The sequence below is a fragment of the Winogradskyella immobilis genome, assembly GCF_021887715.1.
Lineage (GTDB): Bacteria > Bacteroidota > Bacteroidia > Flavobacteriales > Flavobacteriaceae > Winogradskyella > Winogradskyella immobilis.
Genome location: NZ_JAIQXX010000014.1, coordinates 1 through 18916 on the forward strand (window position 1 = coordinate 1; position 18916 = coordinate 18916).

The 18916-nt window shown below is 32.2% G+C and carries 16 protein-coding genes; 8 read left to right on the plus strand and 8 right to left on the minus strand.

Translation table 11 applies throughout. The features are described 5' to 3' along the window. Positions 1-194 precede the first annotated feature (194 nt). From thrS to K8Z87_RS10415, 5 genes are all read left to right on the plus strand, one after another. Positions 195-2135: a threonine--tRNA ligase gene (thrS, locus tag K8Z87_RS10395; protein WP_227477498.1), complete on the plus strand. Its 1941-nt coding sequence runs from the start codon at positions 195-197 to the stop codon at positions 2133-2135. Positions 2136-2168: 33 nt separating this feature from the next. Then, on the plus strand, positions 2169-2717 hold the full coding sequence (gene infC / locus K8Z87_RS10400) for a translation initiation factor IF-3 (protein WP_227477553.1): 549 nt from the start codon (positions 2169-2171) through the stop codon (positions 2715-2717). Positions 2718-2823: 106 nt separating this feature from the next. After that, the gene (rpmI, locus tag K8Z87_RS10405) at positions 2824-3021 is read left to right on the plus strand and encodes a 50S ribosomal protein L35 (protein WP_019388182.1); all 198 of its coding nucleotides are present in this window, start codon (positions 2824-2826) and stop codon (positions 3019-3021) included. 104 nt (positions 3022-3125) lie between these two features. After that, a complete protein-coding gene (rplT, locus tag K8Z87_RS10410; protein WP_227477499.1) occupies positions 3126-3470 on the plus strand; it encodes a 50S ribosomal protein L20 in 345 nt (114 codons plus the stop codon). Between the two features lie 148 nt (positions 3471-3618). After that, positions 3619-6876, plus strand: a complete 3258-nt coding sequence (locus tag K8Z87_RS10415; protein WP_227477500.1) for an amidohydrolase family protein — start codon at positions 3619-3621, stop codon at positions 6874-6876. Between the two features lie 66 nt (positions 6877-6942). Here the strand turns inward: K8Z87_RS10415 and K8Z87_RS10420 are convergent, their stop codons facing one another. The 7 genes from K8Z87_RS10420 to tgt all read right to left on the minus strand — a co-directional run bounded on the left by K8Z87_RS10420 (position 6943) and on the right by tgt (position 15181). Continuing rightward, positions 6943-8127 (minus strand): asparagine synthetase B, encoded by a 1185-nt coding sequence (locus K8Z87_RS10420; RefSeq protein WP_227477554.1) that lies wholly within the window; start codon positions 8125-8127, stop codon positions 6943-6945. A gap of 139 nt (positions 8128-8266) precedes the next feature. After that, complete coding sequence (locus tag K8Z87_RS10425) at positions 8267-9295, minus strand: AI-2E family transporter (protein WP_227477501.1); 1029 nt, start codon at positions 9293-9295, stop codon at positions 8267-8269. A 72-nt stretch (positions 9296-9367) separates the two neighbouring features. Then, on the minus strand, positions 9368-10900 hold the full coding sequence (gene dnaB, locus K8Z87_RS10430; RefSeq protein WP_227477502.1) for a replicative DNA helicase: 1533 nt from the start codon (positions 10898-10900) through the stop codon (positions 9368-9370). Positions 10901-11068: 168 nt separating this feature from the next. Beyond that, positions 11069-12022: an acetyl-CoA carboxylase carboxyltransferase subunit alpha gene (locus tag K8Z87_RS10435; protein ID WP_227477503.1), complete on the minus strand. Its 954-nt coding sequence runs from the start codon at positions 12020-12022 to the stop codon at positions 11069-11071. Positions 12023-12081: 59 nt separating this feature from the next. Next, the gene (locus K8Z87_RS10440; RefSeq protein WP_227477504.1) at positions 12082-12981 is read right to left on the minus strand and encodes a DMT family transporter; all 900 of its coding nucleotides are present in this window, start codon (positions 12979-12981) and stop codon (positions 12082-12084) included. After that, the gene (locus K8Z87_RS10445) at positions 12968-14047 is read right to left on the minus strand and encodes an LptF/LptG family permease (protein WP_227477505.1); all 1080 of its coding nucleotides are present in this window, start codon (positions 14045-14047) and stop codon (positions 12968-12970) included. The genes K8Z87_RS10440 and K8Z87_RS10445 overlap by 14 nt, the downstream gene beginning before the upstream one ends. A 3-nt stretch (positions 14048-14050) precedes the next feature. Further along, complete coding sequence (tgt, locus tag K8Z87_RS10450) at positions 14051-15181, minus strand: tRNA guanosine(34) transglycosylase Tgt (protein WP_227477506.1); 1131 nt, start codon at positions 15179-15181, stop codon at positions 14051-14053. A 166-nt stretch (positions 15182-15347) separates the two neighbouring features. On the opposite strand from tgt, the gene K8Z87_RS10455 reads away from it, so the two are divergent. Genes K8Z87_RS10455 through K8Z87_RS10465 form a run of 3 tightly spaced genes read left to right on the plus strand, consistent with a single transcriptional unit; the run spans position 15348 to position 17823 of the window. Further along, positions 15348-16193 (plus strand): transketolase, encoded by an 846-nt coding sequence (locus K8Z87_RS10455; RefSeq protein ID WP_227477507.1) that lies wholly within the window; start codon positions 15348-15350, stop codon positions 16191-16193. A 34-nt stretch (positions 16194-16227) separates the two neighbouring features. Further along, complete coding sequence (locus K8Z87_RS10460; protein WP_227477508.1) at positions 16228-17181, plus strand: transketolase family protein; 954 nt, start codon at positions 16228-16230, stop codon at positions 17179-17181. Positions 17182-17235: 54 nt separating this feature from the next. After that, the gene (locus K8Z87_RS10465; protein ID WP_227477509.1) at positions 17236-17823 is read left to right on the plus strand and encodes an outer membrane beta-barrel protein; all 588 of its coding nucleotides are present in this window, start codon (positions 17236-17238) and stop codon (positions 17821-17823) included. A gap of 68 nt (positions 17824-17891) precedes the next feature. Here the strand turns inward: K8Z87_RS10465 and K8Z87_RS10470 are convergent, their stop codons facing one another. Beyond that, entirely contained in the window at positions 17892-18836 is a 945-nt protein-coding gene (locus tag K8Z87_RS10470; protein WP_227477510.1) for an FKBP-type peptidyl-prolyl cis-trans isomerase, read from the minus strand. Positions 18837-18916: the final 80 nt, after the last annotated feature.

An 18916-nucleotide genomic window follows, 5' to 3' on the forward strand; every position in this document is an offset into this window, starting at 1 on the left:
AATATAAACCTAACACACCTACTTAACTCAATACCCTCTTACACTTTAATCCCTCATACACTAATACTTTTATCAATCAAAAAATCATAAATGTAATATTGAGAAAGTTAGGATATTATATATAATAACTTTTAATCTTTGCTAATTATTGATATACATATATCTTTGTCAGTTCAAAATTTATAATATATATAATGATACAAATTACTCTACCTGATGGTTCCGTTAGATCTTTTAGTAAAGATGTAACTCCTTATGAAGTGGCTGTAGATATTAGCGAGGGCTTTGCTCGTAATGTCATATCTGCAAAATTCAACGATACAGTTGTTGAAACCACCACTCCATTAACCGAAGATGGTAGTCTTTTATTATATACATGGAGAGATGCTGATGGTAAAAAAGCATTTTGGCACTCTTCTGCACATATTTTGGCTCAAGCTTTAGAGGAGCTATACCCTAATGTAAAGTTATGGGTTGGTCCCGCGATTGAAAATGGTTTTTATTATGATGTAGATTTAGGAGAAGGTACTATTTCTGAAAAAGATTTTAAAACTATAGAATCTAAAATGATAGAGATCGCTAGAGGAAAGCATGATTTTAAAATGCGATCCATCTCTAAAGCAGACGCTCTAGCTTTTTACAAAGATAAAAACGATTATAAAGTTGACCTTATTGAAAACTTAGAAGATGGTACTATTAGTTTTTGCGACCATTCTTCTTTTACTGATTTATGTCGTGGTGGACATATACCAAATACAGGGATAATAAAAGCTGTTAAGGTATTAAGCGTTGCTGGTGCTTATTACAAAGGTGATGAAAACAATAAACAACTCACTCGTGTTTATGGTATTTCTTTTCCTAAACAAAAAGAGCTAACAGAGTATTTGCATTTATTAGAAGAAGCTAAAAAACGAGACCATAGAAAACTAGGTAAGGAATTAGAGTTGTTTACCTTTTCTAAAAAAGTAGGTCAAGGTTTACCTTTATGGTTACCAAAAGGTGCTGCTTTGCGTGAACGTTTGGAGAATTTCTTAAAAGCTGCGCAAAAGAAAGCAGGTTATGAAATGGTAGTTACACCACATATAGGTCAAAAAGAACTTTATGTTACTTCTGGTCATTATGCCAAATATGGTGAAGACAGTTTTCAGCCTATTTCAACTCCATCTGAAGGTGAAGAGTTTTTATTAAAACCAATGAATTGTCCACATCACTGTGAAATCTATAATGCACGTCCGTTTTCCTATAAAGAACTACCTAAACGCTACGCTGAATTTGGCACTGTATACAGGTATGAGCAAAGTGGTGAGCTACATGGCTTAACTCGTGTTAGAGGGTTTACACAAGATGATGCACATATATTTTGTACTCCAGGTCAATTAGATACTGAATTCAAAGAAGTTATTGATCTTGTACTCTATGTGTTTGGATCTTTAGGTTTTGAAAATTTTACAGCTCAAGTTTCTATAAGAGATCCTAAAACACCAGAAAAATATATTGGTAGTACTGAGAACTGGGAAAAAGCAGAAAATGCTATTCTTAATGCTGCAAAAGATAAAGGTCTTAATTTTATTGTTGAAGAAGGCGAGGCTGCTTTTTATGGCCCTAAACTAGATTTTATGGTTAAGGATGCATTAGGCAGACAATGGCAATTAGGAACAATACAGGTTGATTATAATTTACCCGAGCGTTTTGAATTATCTTATAAAGGTAGTGATAACGAGCTTCATAGACCTGTAATGATACATCGTGCTCCTTTTGGAAGCATGGAACGTTTTGTAGCTATTTTACTTGAACATACAGGAGGAAACTTCCCACTTTGGTTAATGCCAGAACAAGCTATTGTATTGTCTGTAAGTGAGAAATATGAAAAATACGCTGAAAAAGTTTTAAATTTGCTAGAAAATAACGAAATTCGCGCCCTCGCAGACAACAGAAACGAAACTGTAGGTAAGAAAATTCGTGAAGCTGAGATGAATAAGCTTCCGTTTATGATTATTGTAGGTGAGCAAGAAGAAAAAAATAATACAATAACTGTTCGTGAACATGGTGGTGAAGATTTAGGATCTATTGGTGTTGATGAATTTATAATTATTGTAACAGAACGTGTAAAGAAAAGTTTAAAAACTTTTAAATAATAATTGTTTAATTAAAAAATATAAGCCATAGCAATACGTAGAAGCAGAAAGAATTATCAAAGGCGCGTTGTCCAAGAGGATAAACACCGTATTAATTCTAAGATCAGATCGGAAGAAGTTCGATTAGTCGGAGACAATGTAGAAATAGGAGTATATCCTATTAAACAAGCATTAAGCATTGCCGATGAGCAAGGATTAGATCTTGTAGAGATTTCGCCAAATGCGAATCCACCTGTTTGTAAAGTTATGGACTATAAAAAGTTTCTTTACGAACAAAAAAAGAGAGAGAAAGCTCTAAAATCTAAGGCAACAAAAGTTGTTGTTAAAGAGATTCGTTTTGGTCCACAAACCGATGATCATGATTATGAGTTTAAGAAAAAACATGCAGAGAAGTTCTTAAAAGATGGTGCTAAATTAAAAGCATTTGTATTTTTTAAAGGACGTTCAATTGTTTTTAAAGAGCAAGGGCAAATTTTATTATTAAGATTGGCTCAAGATTTAGAAGAATTTGGTAAAGTTGAACAATTACCAAAATTAGAAGGAAAGCGAATGATTATGTTCATCGCTCCTAAGAAAAAGTAGTTTAAACTACGTTCAATTATCAAAAAGGTAGTTGATTTTAAAATAAAAAGATACTGAACCAAGTTCAGCATAAAGATAAGCGAAACGTAATTAAAAATAGGAGAAAATGCCTAAAATGAAAACAAAATCGAGTGCTAAGAAACGTTTCAAACTTACTGGCACTGGTAAAATTAAAAGAAAGCACGCTTTTAAAAGTCATATATTGACTAAAAAATCGAAAAAGCGTAAGCTTGCGTTAACCCATGATACATTAGTACATAAGGCTGACGAAGATAATATTAAAACGATGTTACGTTTAAAGTAACACCGTTTTAATCGGTTAAACTAATTTATAAACCCTGGAGTTAGGCAAAACAATTTAGCAAGTATCATTTTAATGATCGCCTACTACAAAAAACAATTAAACAAATGCCAAGATCAGTAAATTCAGTTGCAAAAAGAGCGAGAAGAAAAAAAGTTCTTAAGCAAGCAAAAGGTTACTTCGGACGTCGTAAAAACGTTTGGACAGTAGCAAAAAATGCGGTTGACAAAGCGATGCAATATTCGTACAGAGACCGTAGAAACAAAAAAAGAACATTCCGTGCGTTATGGATTATGCGTATTAATGCAGGTGCAAGACAACATGGAATGAGCTATTCAAAGTTTATGGGTAAACTAAAAGCTAACAATATTGAATTGAACCGTAAGGTTCTTGCAGATTTAGCTATGAATCATCCTGAAGCTTTTGAAGCAATAATTAACAAAGTTAAATAAGGCTTTTAGCCAAATTAATAACAACATTTCGCTTAAAAAAACCCGACTCATAGAGTCGGGTTTTTTATTTACCTCATTTTCAAGTACTCTAATATAACTGAAATTTTAGAATTTTATATTTACCTTTAAGCCACTAAAATTAATCTATATGACATCTATTAAACGCTTATCCATTCTTGCTCTATTTATTACATTCAATCTTTTTAGTCAAAATCAAAAAAAAGAGAAATCATGGGATGTCTCTAACCCTGAAGGAGATTGGAATTTTAAAGATTTAAAATTATCTACAAATGAAGGTACATGGATGAATATAGATGTAAGTCCTGATGGCAAGTCTATTGTTTTTGATCTATTGGGAGATATTTATATAATAAGTAGTAATGGCGGAAATGCTACTATACTAAGAGAAGGTTTGGCCTTTGAAGTTCAACCTCGTTTTAGTCCAGATGGTAAGCATATATCTTTTACTAGTGATGCAGGTGGTGGTGATAATATTTGGGTAATGGATACAGATGGTTCTAATGCTAAACAAATTACTAAAGAAAATTTCAGGTTATTAAACAACGCCATTTGGACTCCAGATAGTAATTTTTTAATTGCAAGAAAACATTTTACCTCATCACGTTCTTTGGGTGCTGGGGAACTATGGATGTATCATAAAACTGGTGGTAACGGTATTCAGTTAACTAAACGAAAAAATGACCAGCAAGATGTTAATGAGCCTTCTATTTCATCAGATGGTAAATATCTATATTATAGTGAAGATGTTTATCCTGGAGGAAATTTTCAATATAACAAAGATCCAAATAATCAAATATATGTCATCAATAGGTATAACATGGAAAGCGGCAAAATAGATCGTGTTACAGGTGGTCCAGGCGGAGCTGCTAGACCTCAAATATCTAGAGATGGTAAAAAGTTGGCTTTTGTAAAACGTGTACGTACAAAATCGGTATTATATATCCATGATTTAGAAACTGGTGAAGAATGGCCAGTTTATGATCAACTCAATAAAGATCAACAAGAAGCATGGGCCATTTTTGGAGTGTACACAAATTTTAATTGGATGCCTAATAATGAAGACATTGTGTTTTGGTCTGGCGGAAAAATAAATGCACTAAATATAAATACATTAAAAGTAAAAGATATTCCTTTTCAAGTTGATGCTACTATTAAAATTGCTAAAGTAGTTAAGTTTGATACTCCTGTTGCACCTGATAGTTTTGATGCAAAAGCCATTAGACATGTCGTTACCTCACCTGATGAAACATCTATAGTATTTAATGCTGTTGGTTATTTATGGATTCAAAAATTACCAAACGGAACTCCTAAACGTTTAACCACTGGAACAGATTTTGAATTTGAACCTGCATTTTCTCCAGACGGAAAAACGATAAGTTTTGTGACTTGGAATGATACCGAACTTGGAGCGGTCAAATCCGTATCATCATCAGGAGGAACACTAACTAAATTAACTTCTGAAAAAGGAATTTATAGAAATCCTTCGTATTCACATGATGGTAAGAAAATTGTTTATAGAAAAGAAGGAGGCAATAACGAACAAGGTCGAACTTTTACAAAAAAGACAGGACTTTATATTATGAACGCTGATGGTTCTAATACTAAGTTTATAACCCAACAAGGAGATTATCCTATTTTTAATGCTACTAACGATAGAATTATATACCAAAATGGAGGTCAATTTTTTGGAGCCTTAACTAAAGAACTGAAAAGCGTAGAACTCAACGGTTTTAATGAAAGAACGCTTATAAAGTCTAAACATGGAAATATATTAGTACCTAGCCCTGATGGTAAGTGGATAGCCTTTGTACACTTGCACAAGGTTTATATGGCTCCAATGCCAAAAGCAGGTAAAACTTTAGATCTAACTGATAAAACAAAGTTTATTCCAATAACACAATTGTCTAAAGATGCTGGTATCAATCTACACTGGTCTAGAGATAGTAAAACCATACATTGGACTCTCGGAAATGAATATTTTTCCGCAAAAGCATCTGAAAATACAAAGCTTATAGAAACAAGTATTAAAATAAACCTGAATGTAAAAACAGATAAGCCTGAAGGTAGAATTGCATTTACAAATGCAAGAATCATAACCATGGAAGGTAATGAAGTTATTGAAAATGGTACTATTATCATCAATGAAAATAAAATAGAAGCCATAGGTAACGCTTCTGATGTTTCTATTCCTTCTAATGCTAAAGTTTACAATGTGTCAGGAAAAACTATTATGCCTGGTATTGTTGATGCACATGCCCATATTGGTGGGTTTAGATATGGCTTAACCACTCAAAAACACTGGCAATTTTATGCGAATTTAGCTTTTGGAGTTACAACATCTCATGACCCTTCGGCACATTCTGAAACTGTATTTGCTTTATCTGAATTACAGAAAAATGGAACATTAGTTGGGCCTCGTCTCTACTCCACAGGATTTATTCTTTATGGTGCAGATGGAGATTTTAAAGCTGTAATTAACAATCTAGATGATGCACGTTCTTCTATACGACGTACCAAAGCTTTTGGAGCCCTATCTGTAAAGAGTTACAATCAACCAAGAAGAGAACAACGCCAACAAGTATTACAAGCTGCAAGGGAAGAAAGTATTTTTGTTGTTCCTGAGGGTGGTTCTACATTTTATACTAACATCAGTATGGTTATGGATGGGCATACTGGCGTAGAACATAACATTCCTGTTGCGCCGGTTTATAAAGATGTTATAGAGCTTTGGGGAAATAGTAATGTTGGCTATACTCCTACTCTAATTGTTAATTATGGAGGCGTTAATGGTGAGTATTATTGGTATCAGCATACGAATGTTTGGGAAAACGAAAAACTTTTAAAATATACTCCTAGAGCTATTATAGATTCTAGATCACGTTATAGAACTATGGTGCCTGAAGAAGAATATAAAAATGGGCATATTTTAGTTTCTGAAACTGCCAAAACATTAACCGATGCTGGTGTAAAAGTAAATTTAGGTGCGCATGGTCAATTACAAGGTCTAGGTGCGCATTGGGAACTCTGGTTATTACAACAAGGTGGTATGACAAATCACGAAGCTTTAAAAGCCGCAACTATTAATGGTGCAAACTATATTGGAGCTGGAAATGATATCGGTTCACTTAAAAAAGGGAAGCTAGCTGATTTAATTATTTTAGATAAAAATCCATTAGAGAACATCAGAAATTCTGAAAGCATAATTTATACTATGATTAATGGACGCTTATATGATACTGAAACTATGAACGAAATAGGAAACAACCCAAAAGAACGCACTAAGTTTTATTGGGAAAATTCAAAATACAATCAAGCATTTCCATGGCATGAAGCAAGCCAAAGCTTTACTAGACAAGCCTGCGGATGTAATGTAGGCACACACTAAATATTAAATGTAAAAAATCCCTAGTTTAACTTATTAGGGATTTTAATTTTATAAATATCTCCATTTTTATGTTTTTTGTTTTTTCTTCTTAGCTGCGGGAAATAATACATTATTAAGTATTAAACGATAACCAGGTGATGTAGGATGCAGATCTAATTCTGTTTTAGGATCGCCTACACGATGTGTATAATCTTCTGGATCGTGACCTCCATAAAATGTAAAGAATCCTTTTCCTTTTATGCCATGTATATATTTAGCCTCACCATTTGTTCTATTTTCACCCATAACCAACACATTAGATTTTATCTGGTCTCGAGTAAATGATGTTGTCTGTCCCATAAAACCTTTTACTAAAGCTGTATGATTTTGAGTTAACATTGTTGGAATAGGATCCCATTTAGCTGAATATTCCATTAAAGAAAAATAATCTGTAGTTTTAGGTATGCGTCGTTTACGAGTCATATCTATAGATGAAAACTCATAAACATTTGGACTTTGTTCTAATAAAAAATCTTTAAATGCAAATGTTTTAGAAAAATCTACTTTATTTTGATAACCTGGATCACTACCATCTCCATCAAACATAGGCTCACATATATCTAAATTCTCTGCAGAAAGTGCTATATCAAAACTATCTGTAGCTGAACACATGGCAAACATAAAACCACCACCAGCTACATAATTTCTTATTTTTAAGGCCACAGCCAACTTTGCATCAGATACTTTACTATAACCTAACCGTTTGGCTAAAGCCTCAGCATCTTTTTTCTCTTGAATATACCATGCCGCAGATCTATAACTTCTATAAAACTTACCATATTGCCCTGTAAAGTCTTCATGATGAAGGTGTAACCAATCGTACAATACCAATTCATCTTTTAATACTTCTTCATCATATATGGTTTCATAAGGAATTTCTGCATAAGTTAATACCATAGTAACAGCATCATCCCAAGGCTGCTTACCATACGGTGTATACACTGCAATCTTAGGCGCCTTTTCTAAAACTACGGCTTCTTGATTCATCGATGGACTAGATATATCTTCTAAAATTTGTGCAGCTTTAGCATCAGAAATAACTTCAAACGAGACTCCTCTAATTTGGCATTCGCGCTGAATAATATCTGCATCAGGTAATAAAAAAGAACCACCTCTGTAATTGAGTAACCAATTGACTTTAAGCTCTCGTTCTAAAGTCCAATATGTAACACCGTAAGCTTTTAAATGATTTGCTTGTGTTTCTGCATCCATAGGTATTAAAATATATGATGCATACGATTGCAAACCAAATAAGACAGTAATTAAAAATGTAAGGATATTTTTCAAGTTCATAGAATTTAAACGAAATATAGTCAAAATTTAGTCTGTCTGTACTTGCTTTATTATTCTTTTAAGACTTTCCTGAAAGCAAACTGGCTATAACTTTAGTATTTGGCAACTGTTCTAAAATTATTTTAATAAAAACAGTAATAGGAATTGCCATAATAAGACCTGGTATTCCCCATAAAAATCCCCAGAACATCAACATCACTAAAACAGCAATGATATTTATTGAAAATGATTTACCCATAAATATAGGTTCTAGTATAGCACCAAATAATACTTGAACACCTGTTATTGACAAAATGAAGAATAATAAACTACTTGTTGGATCGAGTTCTACAAAAGCAAAAATAGAAAGCAATATTACAGAAATAAACGAGCCTACCATTTGCACAAAATTAATAACAAAGGCAAATAAACCCCAAAATATTGGAAAACTGACATCAAAGAACAAACACATTAGTCCTGTAAAAATCCCTGTCAATAAACTCATTAAAAATTTTACTTTAATGAACTTGATAAGATCTTTTTCTATCTTCATAAATGCTTTTATAGAAGTGTACTTTTGTTTTAACAACGTGTTATTAAGCAGCTTATGGACGTTGATTGATTCTGCCAACCATAAGACTACAAAAAATACTGTCATTAAAATTGTAGTTAAAAATCGATTCAAAAATCCTAACGTAGATCCAATGTTTTCTTTTTGAAAAAAACGCGAGACTATATTTTTATCTTCTCCTGTTTCAATCCCAAAATTTTCGGATAAGTAATCCTTAAGCTCTCCAATTTTTACTTCAGCTTTACTAAAAAATTCCGTATCACTTGCCAAGATTTGTTTGCTAGATAATTGAATGAGCTCTATCCCAATTTTTAAACCTCCTATAACTAATAGCAAAATAATTATAATACTAATAAGTTTAGGGACTTTTCGCCTTCCTAAGAAACGCATTAATGGCAAAAACAACAATGCAATAAACATTGAAAATATTAATGGAATAAATATAAAGGATAGTATTTTAAGAATATAAAATACTAGTGGTATCACTATAATTATTAAGAGAATATTTGTTGTCCGTCTTTGCTCTAACATTGGCATGCTTAACTTTTTAAAAGAGTAAACTCAAAGTTAGTTTAAATAAAGCATAATTATCTTACTAAAAACTTAAAATTAAAATGGAACACCATCATCATCGGGTGCATCAAACGCATCATTAGCAGATGGGAAATGATCGGTCTTAAATGTATCATCATTAGCTGCAGCGTTCATCTTAGAATGATATTCACCAAAAGGAGTATCAAAATCATCAAGATTATCGAATTTACCTAAGTGACCAATAAATTTCAATCTAATATTATCTAAACCACCATTTCTATGTTTTGCTACAATAAACTCTCCTTGACCTTCTGTAGGCGAGCGTTCTTCATCATCCCATTCATCAATTTTATAGTATTCTGGTCTATAAATAAATGATACAATATCTGCATCTTGTTCAATAGCACCAGACTCCCTTAAATCTGATAATAATGGACGCTTGCTTCCTCCACGTGTTTCTACAGCACGAGAAAGTTGCGATAATGCTATAACTGGTACACTTAATTCTTTTGCTAGTGCTTTAAGATTACGTGAAATCATAGAAATTTCTTGCTCACGATTACCTCCTTTTTGACTACCACCAGCCGTCATCAATTGTAAATAATCAATCATTATTACCTTAATACCGTACTGAGATGCTAATCTACGCGCTTTAGCTCTAAGGTCAAAGATGGACAACGATGGCGTGTCATCAATAAACAAAGGTGCCTTCTCTAACGTTTTTACTTTAACGTTAAGCTGTTCCCACTCGTGCTTTTCTAATTTTCCTGTTCTCAACTTTTCTGAAGATAAGCCAGTTTCACTAGAGATTAACCGTGTAATTAATTGTACTGAAGACATCTCTAAAGAGAAAAATGCTACTGCTTGATTAAAATCTACAGCAATATTTCTGGCCATAGTTAACGTCAATGCTGTTTTACCCATACCTGGACGTGCTGCTACAATTATTAAATCACTTGGTTGCCAGCCTGAAGTTAATTTATCTAACTTATCAAACCCAGTAGGTATACCACTAAGTCCATCTTTATTTGATATTTCTTCAATTTTCTTTTTTGCTTGAATTACTAAACTCTGAGCAGTTTCTGTTGACTTTTTTACATTGCCTTGAGTAACTTCATATAGTTTAGCTTCTGCATTGTCTAATAAATCAAATACATCTTTAGTTTCATCGTAAGCTTCTTCTATAATTTCGTTAGAAATCTTTATTAAACTACGTTGAATATATTTTTGAAGAATAATGCGCGCATGAAACTCAATATGCGCCGAAGATGATACGCGTTGAGTTAAAGAAATTAAATAAAAATCCCCACCAACCAAATCTAATTTAGAATCTTTTTTAAGCTGACTTGAAACCGTTAATAAATCGACAGGTTCACTATTTTCAAATAATTTAAAAATAGCTTCAAATATATATTTATGTGCGTCTTTATAAAAAGCATCAGGACTTAAAATATCAATTACTTCATCAACCCCTTTTTTGTCAATCATCATAGCTCCAATTACAACTTCCTCTAAATCAATTGCTTGAGGTGGTATTTTGCCTTTTTCTAAATTGATAATTGTGCTTTTATCGACTTTGTATCCTTGTATAGGGTTTGGTTGTTTCATAGCTTACGAAAATAACTAAACAGTATTATAAATTATGTGTATACGTATTTACAATCTCAACAGTTCGTTAACAATTGAACTGTTAATAAGTTAAATATATTGTTAATAGAGCTAAAAAAAACTGAAGCAAATAGCTTCAGTTTTTTAAGTACCTTGTTAATAGTAGATTTAGGATTTATAAACTCCCATTTCATCGTATTTATTCATACGTTTCTTCACTAATTCTTTTGGTGATAAGTTTTTAAACTCTTCGTAAGATTTCTCTATTGCATCTCTAACAGTTAAAAACGTTTTTTCTCTATTATTATGTGCACCACCTAAAGGTTCTTTTATAATTTGATCTACTAATTTCATGCGCTTCATGTCTTTAGCAGTTAATTTTAAAGCTTCTGCAGCTTGTTCTTTATATTCCCAACTTCTCCATAAAATTGAAGAACAAGATTCAGGTGAAATTACAGAATACCAAGTATTCTCTAGCATCATTACCTTATCACCTACTCCAATCCCTAATGCACCTCCAGATGCTCCTTCCCCAATAATAATGGTTATAATTGGTACTTTTAACCGTGCCATTTCTAATATATTACGCGCAATAGCTTCTCCTTGACCGCGTTCTTCTGCTTCTAAACCAGGATATGCACCTGGGGTATCTATTAATGTTACAACAGGAATTCCGAATTTTTCAGCAGATTTCATCAAACGCAAAGCTTTACGATAACCTTCTGGATTAGACATACCAAAATTTCTGTATTGTCTGGTCTTAGTATTAAATCCTTTTTGTTGACCAATAAACATATAACTCTGATCACCAATTTTTCCTAAGCCACCAATCATAGCTTTATCATCCTTAACATTTCTATCACCATGCAGTTCTAAAAATGTATCTCCACATAATGCTTTTATGTAGTCTAATGTGTAAGGTCTATTTGGATGTCTAGACAACTGAACACGTTGCCATGCAGTTAAGTTTTTATATATTTCTTTTTTGGTGTCTTCTAGTTTTTTATGTATTTGCTTACAGGTTTCTGTTACATCCACTTCACTTTCATCTCCAATAATTTTACACTTATCTAATTGTTCTTCTAGTTCTTTTATAGGTAATTCAAACTCTAAATATTCCATATAAATTTGAAGGTATTTAATTCATTAGTTAGGGTACAAATATAATAACTTTAATTGGGTTACTTAACAGCTTTTATTTTCCTTGATTTATAATTTTTAACAACAGCATCTAAAACAACTGCACATATCACTAAGACAGCACCATAATAGAATTGTGAAGACATTTGTTCCTTCTCAGGGAAGAGTATTAAAGCTAAAGTAATTCCGTAAACGGGTTCTAAATTATAACTTAAAATTACGGTAAAAGGAGATATGTATTTCATTACTTCTACAGCGGCTATAAAAGCATAAGCTGTACAAATTGAAGCCAATATAAAAATGTAAAACCAATCTGATTGAGATAAGCTAAAAAATGATGAATCAAAACCATCATTAAACAAAAATATAAAAAGGCTTAAAAAAATAATTCCGCTTGCAAATTCATATAACGAAATAACACTTGCTTTGTGTTTGAGGATAAATTTTCCGTTAATAACACCAAATAAACTTGAAAATACTGCAGATAATAGCCCTAATATAATGCCATTGATGTATTTTAATTCTCCTTGAGTTATTAAAAACACTCCAGCAATAACTAAGAAACCAAATAAAATTTCATACCATAAAATTTGTCTCTTAAAAAATAGAGGTTCTAAAAAAGAAGCAAAAAAAGCACCTGAAGAAAACATAGCCAGTGCAATTGAAACATTAGATTGATTTATAGACTCAAAAAAAGTAACCCAATGTGCAGCTATTATAATTCCTGCAACAAAAAGTTGTATAATAACTTTAGGACGTATTTTAAGTTGCTTTTTGGTTATTATTATATACAAAAGCATTAATATACCAGCTATAACCATTCTAAACCATACCAATGAGAATGAACTAATAGATATAAGCTCACCTAAAATAGCTGTAAAGCCAGCAATAAATACCAGAAAATGTAAGTGTAAATAATGCTTAAGTTTAGCGTTTGGCATTGTATAGTAAGTATACTGCTAAAATACCGAAAACAACATTAGGCAGCCAGACAGCAATTAAAGGACTAAAATTAGATTGCTCTGCTAAAACCCCAAATATTTTGTCGAAAAAAACATAAATCATTGCTATAGAAATACCAAATGCTAAATTTATTCCCATACCACCACGTCTTTTAATAGATGATACGGCTACGGCTATTATGGTTAATATAAATACTGAAACCGGAATACTCCATTTTTTATATTTAACAACCTCATAACGTCCAATACTTGAAGAGCCTCTTGCTTTTTCTTTTTTTATAAAATCAATTAACTCACCATAAGATTTAGTCTCTGCAATATAATTTACAGGAGTTAAATCGTCAATATCAAATTCAAAATCTATATTCTTACGTCGACTATCTTCTATTGTCTCATTACCCAAACTATCAAAGGATCTTTTATAATAAGTGGTCAATTTGTATATAGAATCTTTTTCTATAAAACGAATTCTATTTGCGAAAATCTTATACGTCAATCGACTATCTTCAAAATGTTCTAATGTAAAATTCTGCCCTTCATTACGTTTGGGATCGAAAGAACTTACATAGATATAATCATTTTCATTAATCTGTCTATACACATTTTTAGTTTCTTGAATTTTTCTACCTTTATTAAGGTACTTGTATTTAAACTCATTAAACCCCTTACTAGCATTAGGTGCAAGATATAACCCTAAAATTAACGCTGCAAAAGCGACTATTGTTGCTCCAATAATATATGGTCTTAAGAATCTAGAAAAGGAAACTCCAGAGCTTAAGAAAGCAACAATTTCTGTATTATTAGCTAGTTTAGATGTAAACCAGATTACCGATAAAAACAAGAACATTGGAAACAATAAATTAGCAAAGTAAATTGTAAAATTTAATAGATATAAAGCTAATTCACCAAAAGGCACATCATTCTCTAATATTTTACCTATTTTCTCTGCTAAATGGACCATTATAGCTATAGGTATAAAGAGCAATAACATTGTAAGAAATGTTAATAAATAACGCTTTAATATGTACCAATCTAAAATTTTCATGCTTTACAAACGCTTATCCATTTGCTTTATCATTTTATCTTTCCAAGTTCTAAAATTACCTTGGAGAATATGTTTTCTTGCTTCTCTTACCAACCATAAATAAAAGCCTAAATTATGGATTGTGGCTATTTGTTTTCCTAATAATTCATTTACTGTAAACAAATGCCTTAAATAAGCCTTACTATATTCTGTATCCACAAAAGTAATAGCCATATCATCTATAGGAGAAAAATCATCAGCCCATTTTCTGTTCTTTATATTAATTGTACCATGAGCCGTAAAGAGCATTCCATTTCTGGCATTACGTGTAGGCATAACACAATCAAACATATCTACACCTAACGCAATATTTTCTAATATATTGATTGGAGTCCCAACACCCATTAAATAACGTGGCTTATCTTCTGGTAAAATATCACACACAATGTCAGTCATTGCATACATTTCTTCAGCTGGTTCACCTACAGATAATCCACCTATAGCATTACCAACTGCATCTGAATTTGCTATATATTCAGCCGACTGTTGTCTTAAATCTTTATATGTACTGCCTTGTACTATAGGAAAAAAAGCTTGGTTATAATCATATTTTAATGGAGTCTTCTCTAGATGGTTAATACAACGATCTAACCAGCGATGTGTCATATGCATAGAGCGTTTAGCATAATTATAATCACAAGGATACGGTGTACATTCATCAAAAGCCATAATAATATCTGCTCCTATTGTACGCTGAATCTCCATAACATTCTCAGGAGTGAATATATGAGTGCTCCCATCAATATGAGATTTAAACTTAACACCTTCTTCCTTAATCTTACGATTAGCTGATAAAGAATAAACCTGATAGCCACCAGAATCCGTTAAGATATTTCGATCCCAATTCATAAATTTATGCAAACCTCCTGCTTTTTCTAATATTGGGGTTTGTGGACGTAGATAAAGATGGTAGGTATTACCTAAAATAATATCTGGATTAATATCATTTTTTAATTCTCGCTGGTGTACTCCTTTTACGGAAGCTACAGTGCCTACAGGCATAAAGATAGGTGTCTTTATTTTACCATGACCAGTAGTAATTTCGCCTGCTCTGGCTTTACTATTAGGATCTTTAGCTAATCGGTGGAAATTCATTAAAATATCTATGAATTAGCAAATATAAATAACTCAAACACATTACATCTTAATTAAAATTAAAATTGTTAGCAATTACCATAAATCGTTAATAAGTGTAATACTTCTAACTTTGTTAAGCTGTTATAATCGTCTATTTTTGGGCTTTAAATTTAAGTAAATAATCATGCCAGACACAAAACATTTAAAAGACTTAACCACACAAGTACGCAGAGACATTTTACGTATGGTCCACAAAGTAAATTCTGGGCATCCAGGCGGTTCTCTTGGTTGTGCGGAATTTTTTGTTTCTCTCTATAATGAAATTATGGATACTAATGCTACTTTTAACATGGATGGACGTGATGAAGATATTTTCTTTTTATCGAACGGACATATCTCACCTGTATATTATAGTGTTTTGGCACGCTCGGGATATTTCTCTATAGATGAGTTAAATACATTCAGATTATTAGATTCTCGTCTCCAAGGTCATCCTACTACACATGAAGGTTTACCTGGTATTAGAATTGCTTCTGGTTCTTTAGGCCAAGGCATGTCTGTTGCATTAGGTGCTGCTCAAGCAAAGAAATTAAATGGAGACAATCATTTAGTTTATAGTTTGCATGGAGATGGTGAATTACAAGAAGGCCAAAATTGGGAAGCCATAATGTACGCCTCAGCAAAAAAAGTTGATAATTTAATTTCTACAATAGACCTTAATGGTAAACAAATAGATGGAGCTACTGATGATGTTTTACCAATGGGAAGTATTAAAAATAAGTTTGAAGCTTTTGGATGGTCCGTAGTTGAAATAGAAGAAGGTAATAATATTGATGCAATACTAGAAGGTATGGCTGATGCAAAATCTAAAACTGGTAAAAGAAAACCTGTCTGTGTATTACTAAAAACAGTAATGGGTAATGGTATAGATTTTATGATGCATACGCATGCTTGGCACGGCAAAGCACCAAATGACGAACAACTAGCTATTGGTTTAGCACAAAATCCAGAAACTTTAGGAGATTACTAATTCAATTAGCTACACAAATTACGATTTTTACATTATGAAAACATACGAAAACCAAGGTAATAAAGATACACGTTCAGGATTTGGAGCTGGACTCACTGAATTAGGAAAAACTAATGAGAATGTAGTAGCGCTTTGTGCCGATCTTATAGGATCTCTTAAAATGGATGATTTTAAAAACAATCATCCTGAGCGCTTTTTTCAAATAGGAATAGCTGAAGCAAACATGATTGGCATTGCTGCTGGTCTTACTATTGGTGGCAAAATTCCTTTTACTGGTACATTTGCTAATTTCTCTACCGGGCGTGTATATGATCAGATTCGTCAAAGTGTAGTTTATTCGGGTAAGAATGTAAAGATATGTGCCTCTCATGCTGGTATTACTTTAGGAGAAGATGGTGCTACTCATCAAATTTTAGAAGATATTGGATTAATGAAAATGCTTCCTGGCATGACTGTAATTAATACCTGTGATTATAACCAGACAAAAGCTGCTACTTTAGCTATTGCAGAACATAATGGACCTGTATATTTAAGGTTTGGAAGACCTAAAGTAGCCAATTTCACTAATGAAGATCAAACTTTTGAGATAGGTAAAGCTGTTACACTTACCGAAGGAACGGATGTAACTATTGTAGCTACAGGTCATCTCGTTTGGGAAGCTTTAAAAGCTTCTAAGGTTTTACATGAAAAAGGCATTTCCGCTGAAGTTATAAATATCCACACCATTAAACCTTTAGATGATAAAGCTATTTTAGATTCTGTTCGCAAAACTGGTTGTATTGTAACAGCTGAGGAGCATAATTATTTAGGTGGTTTAGGAGAAAGTGTCTCTAGAGTTTTAGCTAAGCATTTACCCACTCCACAAGAATATGTTGCTACAAATGATACTTTTGGTGAATCTGGCACACCAGCTCAACTCATGGAGAAGTATGGATTAAATAGTAATGCTATTATAAAAGCTACTGAAAACGTACTGAAAAGAAAATAAGTTGAGTTTGGCAACGTTTTTGTACTAGTAATCGAAATCAAAAAAACGAATATTATGCAAAAATTAGTTCTTACAGTATTTATCTGTACATTATTTTCTTTAACATCTTTTGGGCAAACTGGAAGTGGTTATGGCTTCAAAGTTGGCTTAAACTATACTGGAAATGGCGATTATTTTGAATCTATTTCAACCAATTTTGAATCTCCAGATAGAAATATTGGATATCATATAGGCATATATGGCAAAATAGGCAATCGCCTCTATTTTAGACCAGAATTAGTATATACCAAAACTAAAAGTGATTTTGACTCTGGTGAATTTGATGTTCAAAAAATAGATGCTCCTTTACTGGTAGGTATTAAAGTATTAGGTCCTATAAGTATCTTTGCTGGACCTGCAATAGAATATATTATTGACAGTGATTTTGAAAGGTTAAATGTTAATGATATTGAAAATGACTTTACAGTTGGTTTTAATTTTGGAGTAGCTCTCAATTTTAATAGTTTTGGATTAGACCTAAGGTACGAACGTGGCTTTAGTAATAACGAAGCTACATTTCTAGATAATAATAATCTTTTAAGTGCTGATCGATTAGATGCTAGATCTGATCAATTAATACTTAGTTTATCAATTAAGATTTAAAATAAAAAATGCCGCTAAAATTTAGTGGCATTTTTTATTATTTATAATATTATATTATTTAGGTAATTTTAATTATCATCTTCATTAGACTCAGCAGAATCTTCGTCTAAATAGTTAGGAATACCATCACCATCTGTATCATCGTTAGTAGGATCTCCATCATTATTTATATCTTCATTTATAGTTAATACACCATCATTATCATCATCTGGATCAACGTAATTAACTAAACCATCTCCATCAGTATCGTCATCAAATACATCTTGATTATTGTTTAGATCCTCAACAAGAGAAGGTACGCCATCGTTTTCGTGGTCATTAGCTTCTGTTTGAAATAATGAAAATTTAAAAACAAGATTAGAATAAGATGGGATACCTATTAATTGTCTAGAAAAAAATGCCAATCCCGATGGTAAAAACATAACTCCCAATCCATAATCATTGTATTCTACTCCATTAGCTCCAAATGAAAAATCTGCCGCTGCATTAAATTCCGGAAAAACACGTTGCCAACCTGTTATTACTCCTTCACTACCAACACCAAAGCCTACTAAATCAAAATCTATCGGTGTAACAGCACTATCAAAAACTGAAGCATCTGTAACCAAACTTCCTTCATATTCAACTCTAACTTTATCTGTAAAACCTAAACTTTCACCACCACCTCTATTAATCATTAAAATATAGTGTTCATATTCAGTGTCTTCAAACGTTGATGTTCTTGTAATTAAATTAGGAGATTCAGATAATAAAGTATGTCCGTCAGGAACAGAAGATCCTTGTTGCAATTCTGTTATGACAATATCATCAACAGTACTATTAATATTACTTTCAAGAAAAGCACTATTATAAAAATGAGTGTCTAAATAAAATTGTAATAATGCTCGATCTGTTTCTTGTTGCTCTGTGCGATCTCTGTCTTCAACAGGAATAAATAAAGGGTCATCAGGTGAACAAGCTATAAACAAGATAGCTAGTGCTCCAAATAAACCAAAATAGTTTTTAATTTTCATAGTCATTAATAAATTTAAAATTTACAATCATAGCTTATTGTAAATTATTGTTCTTTATAGCTTATTTTTGCTTTGCAAGA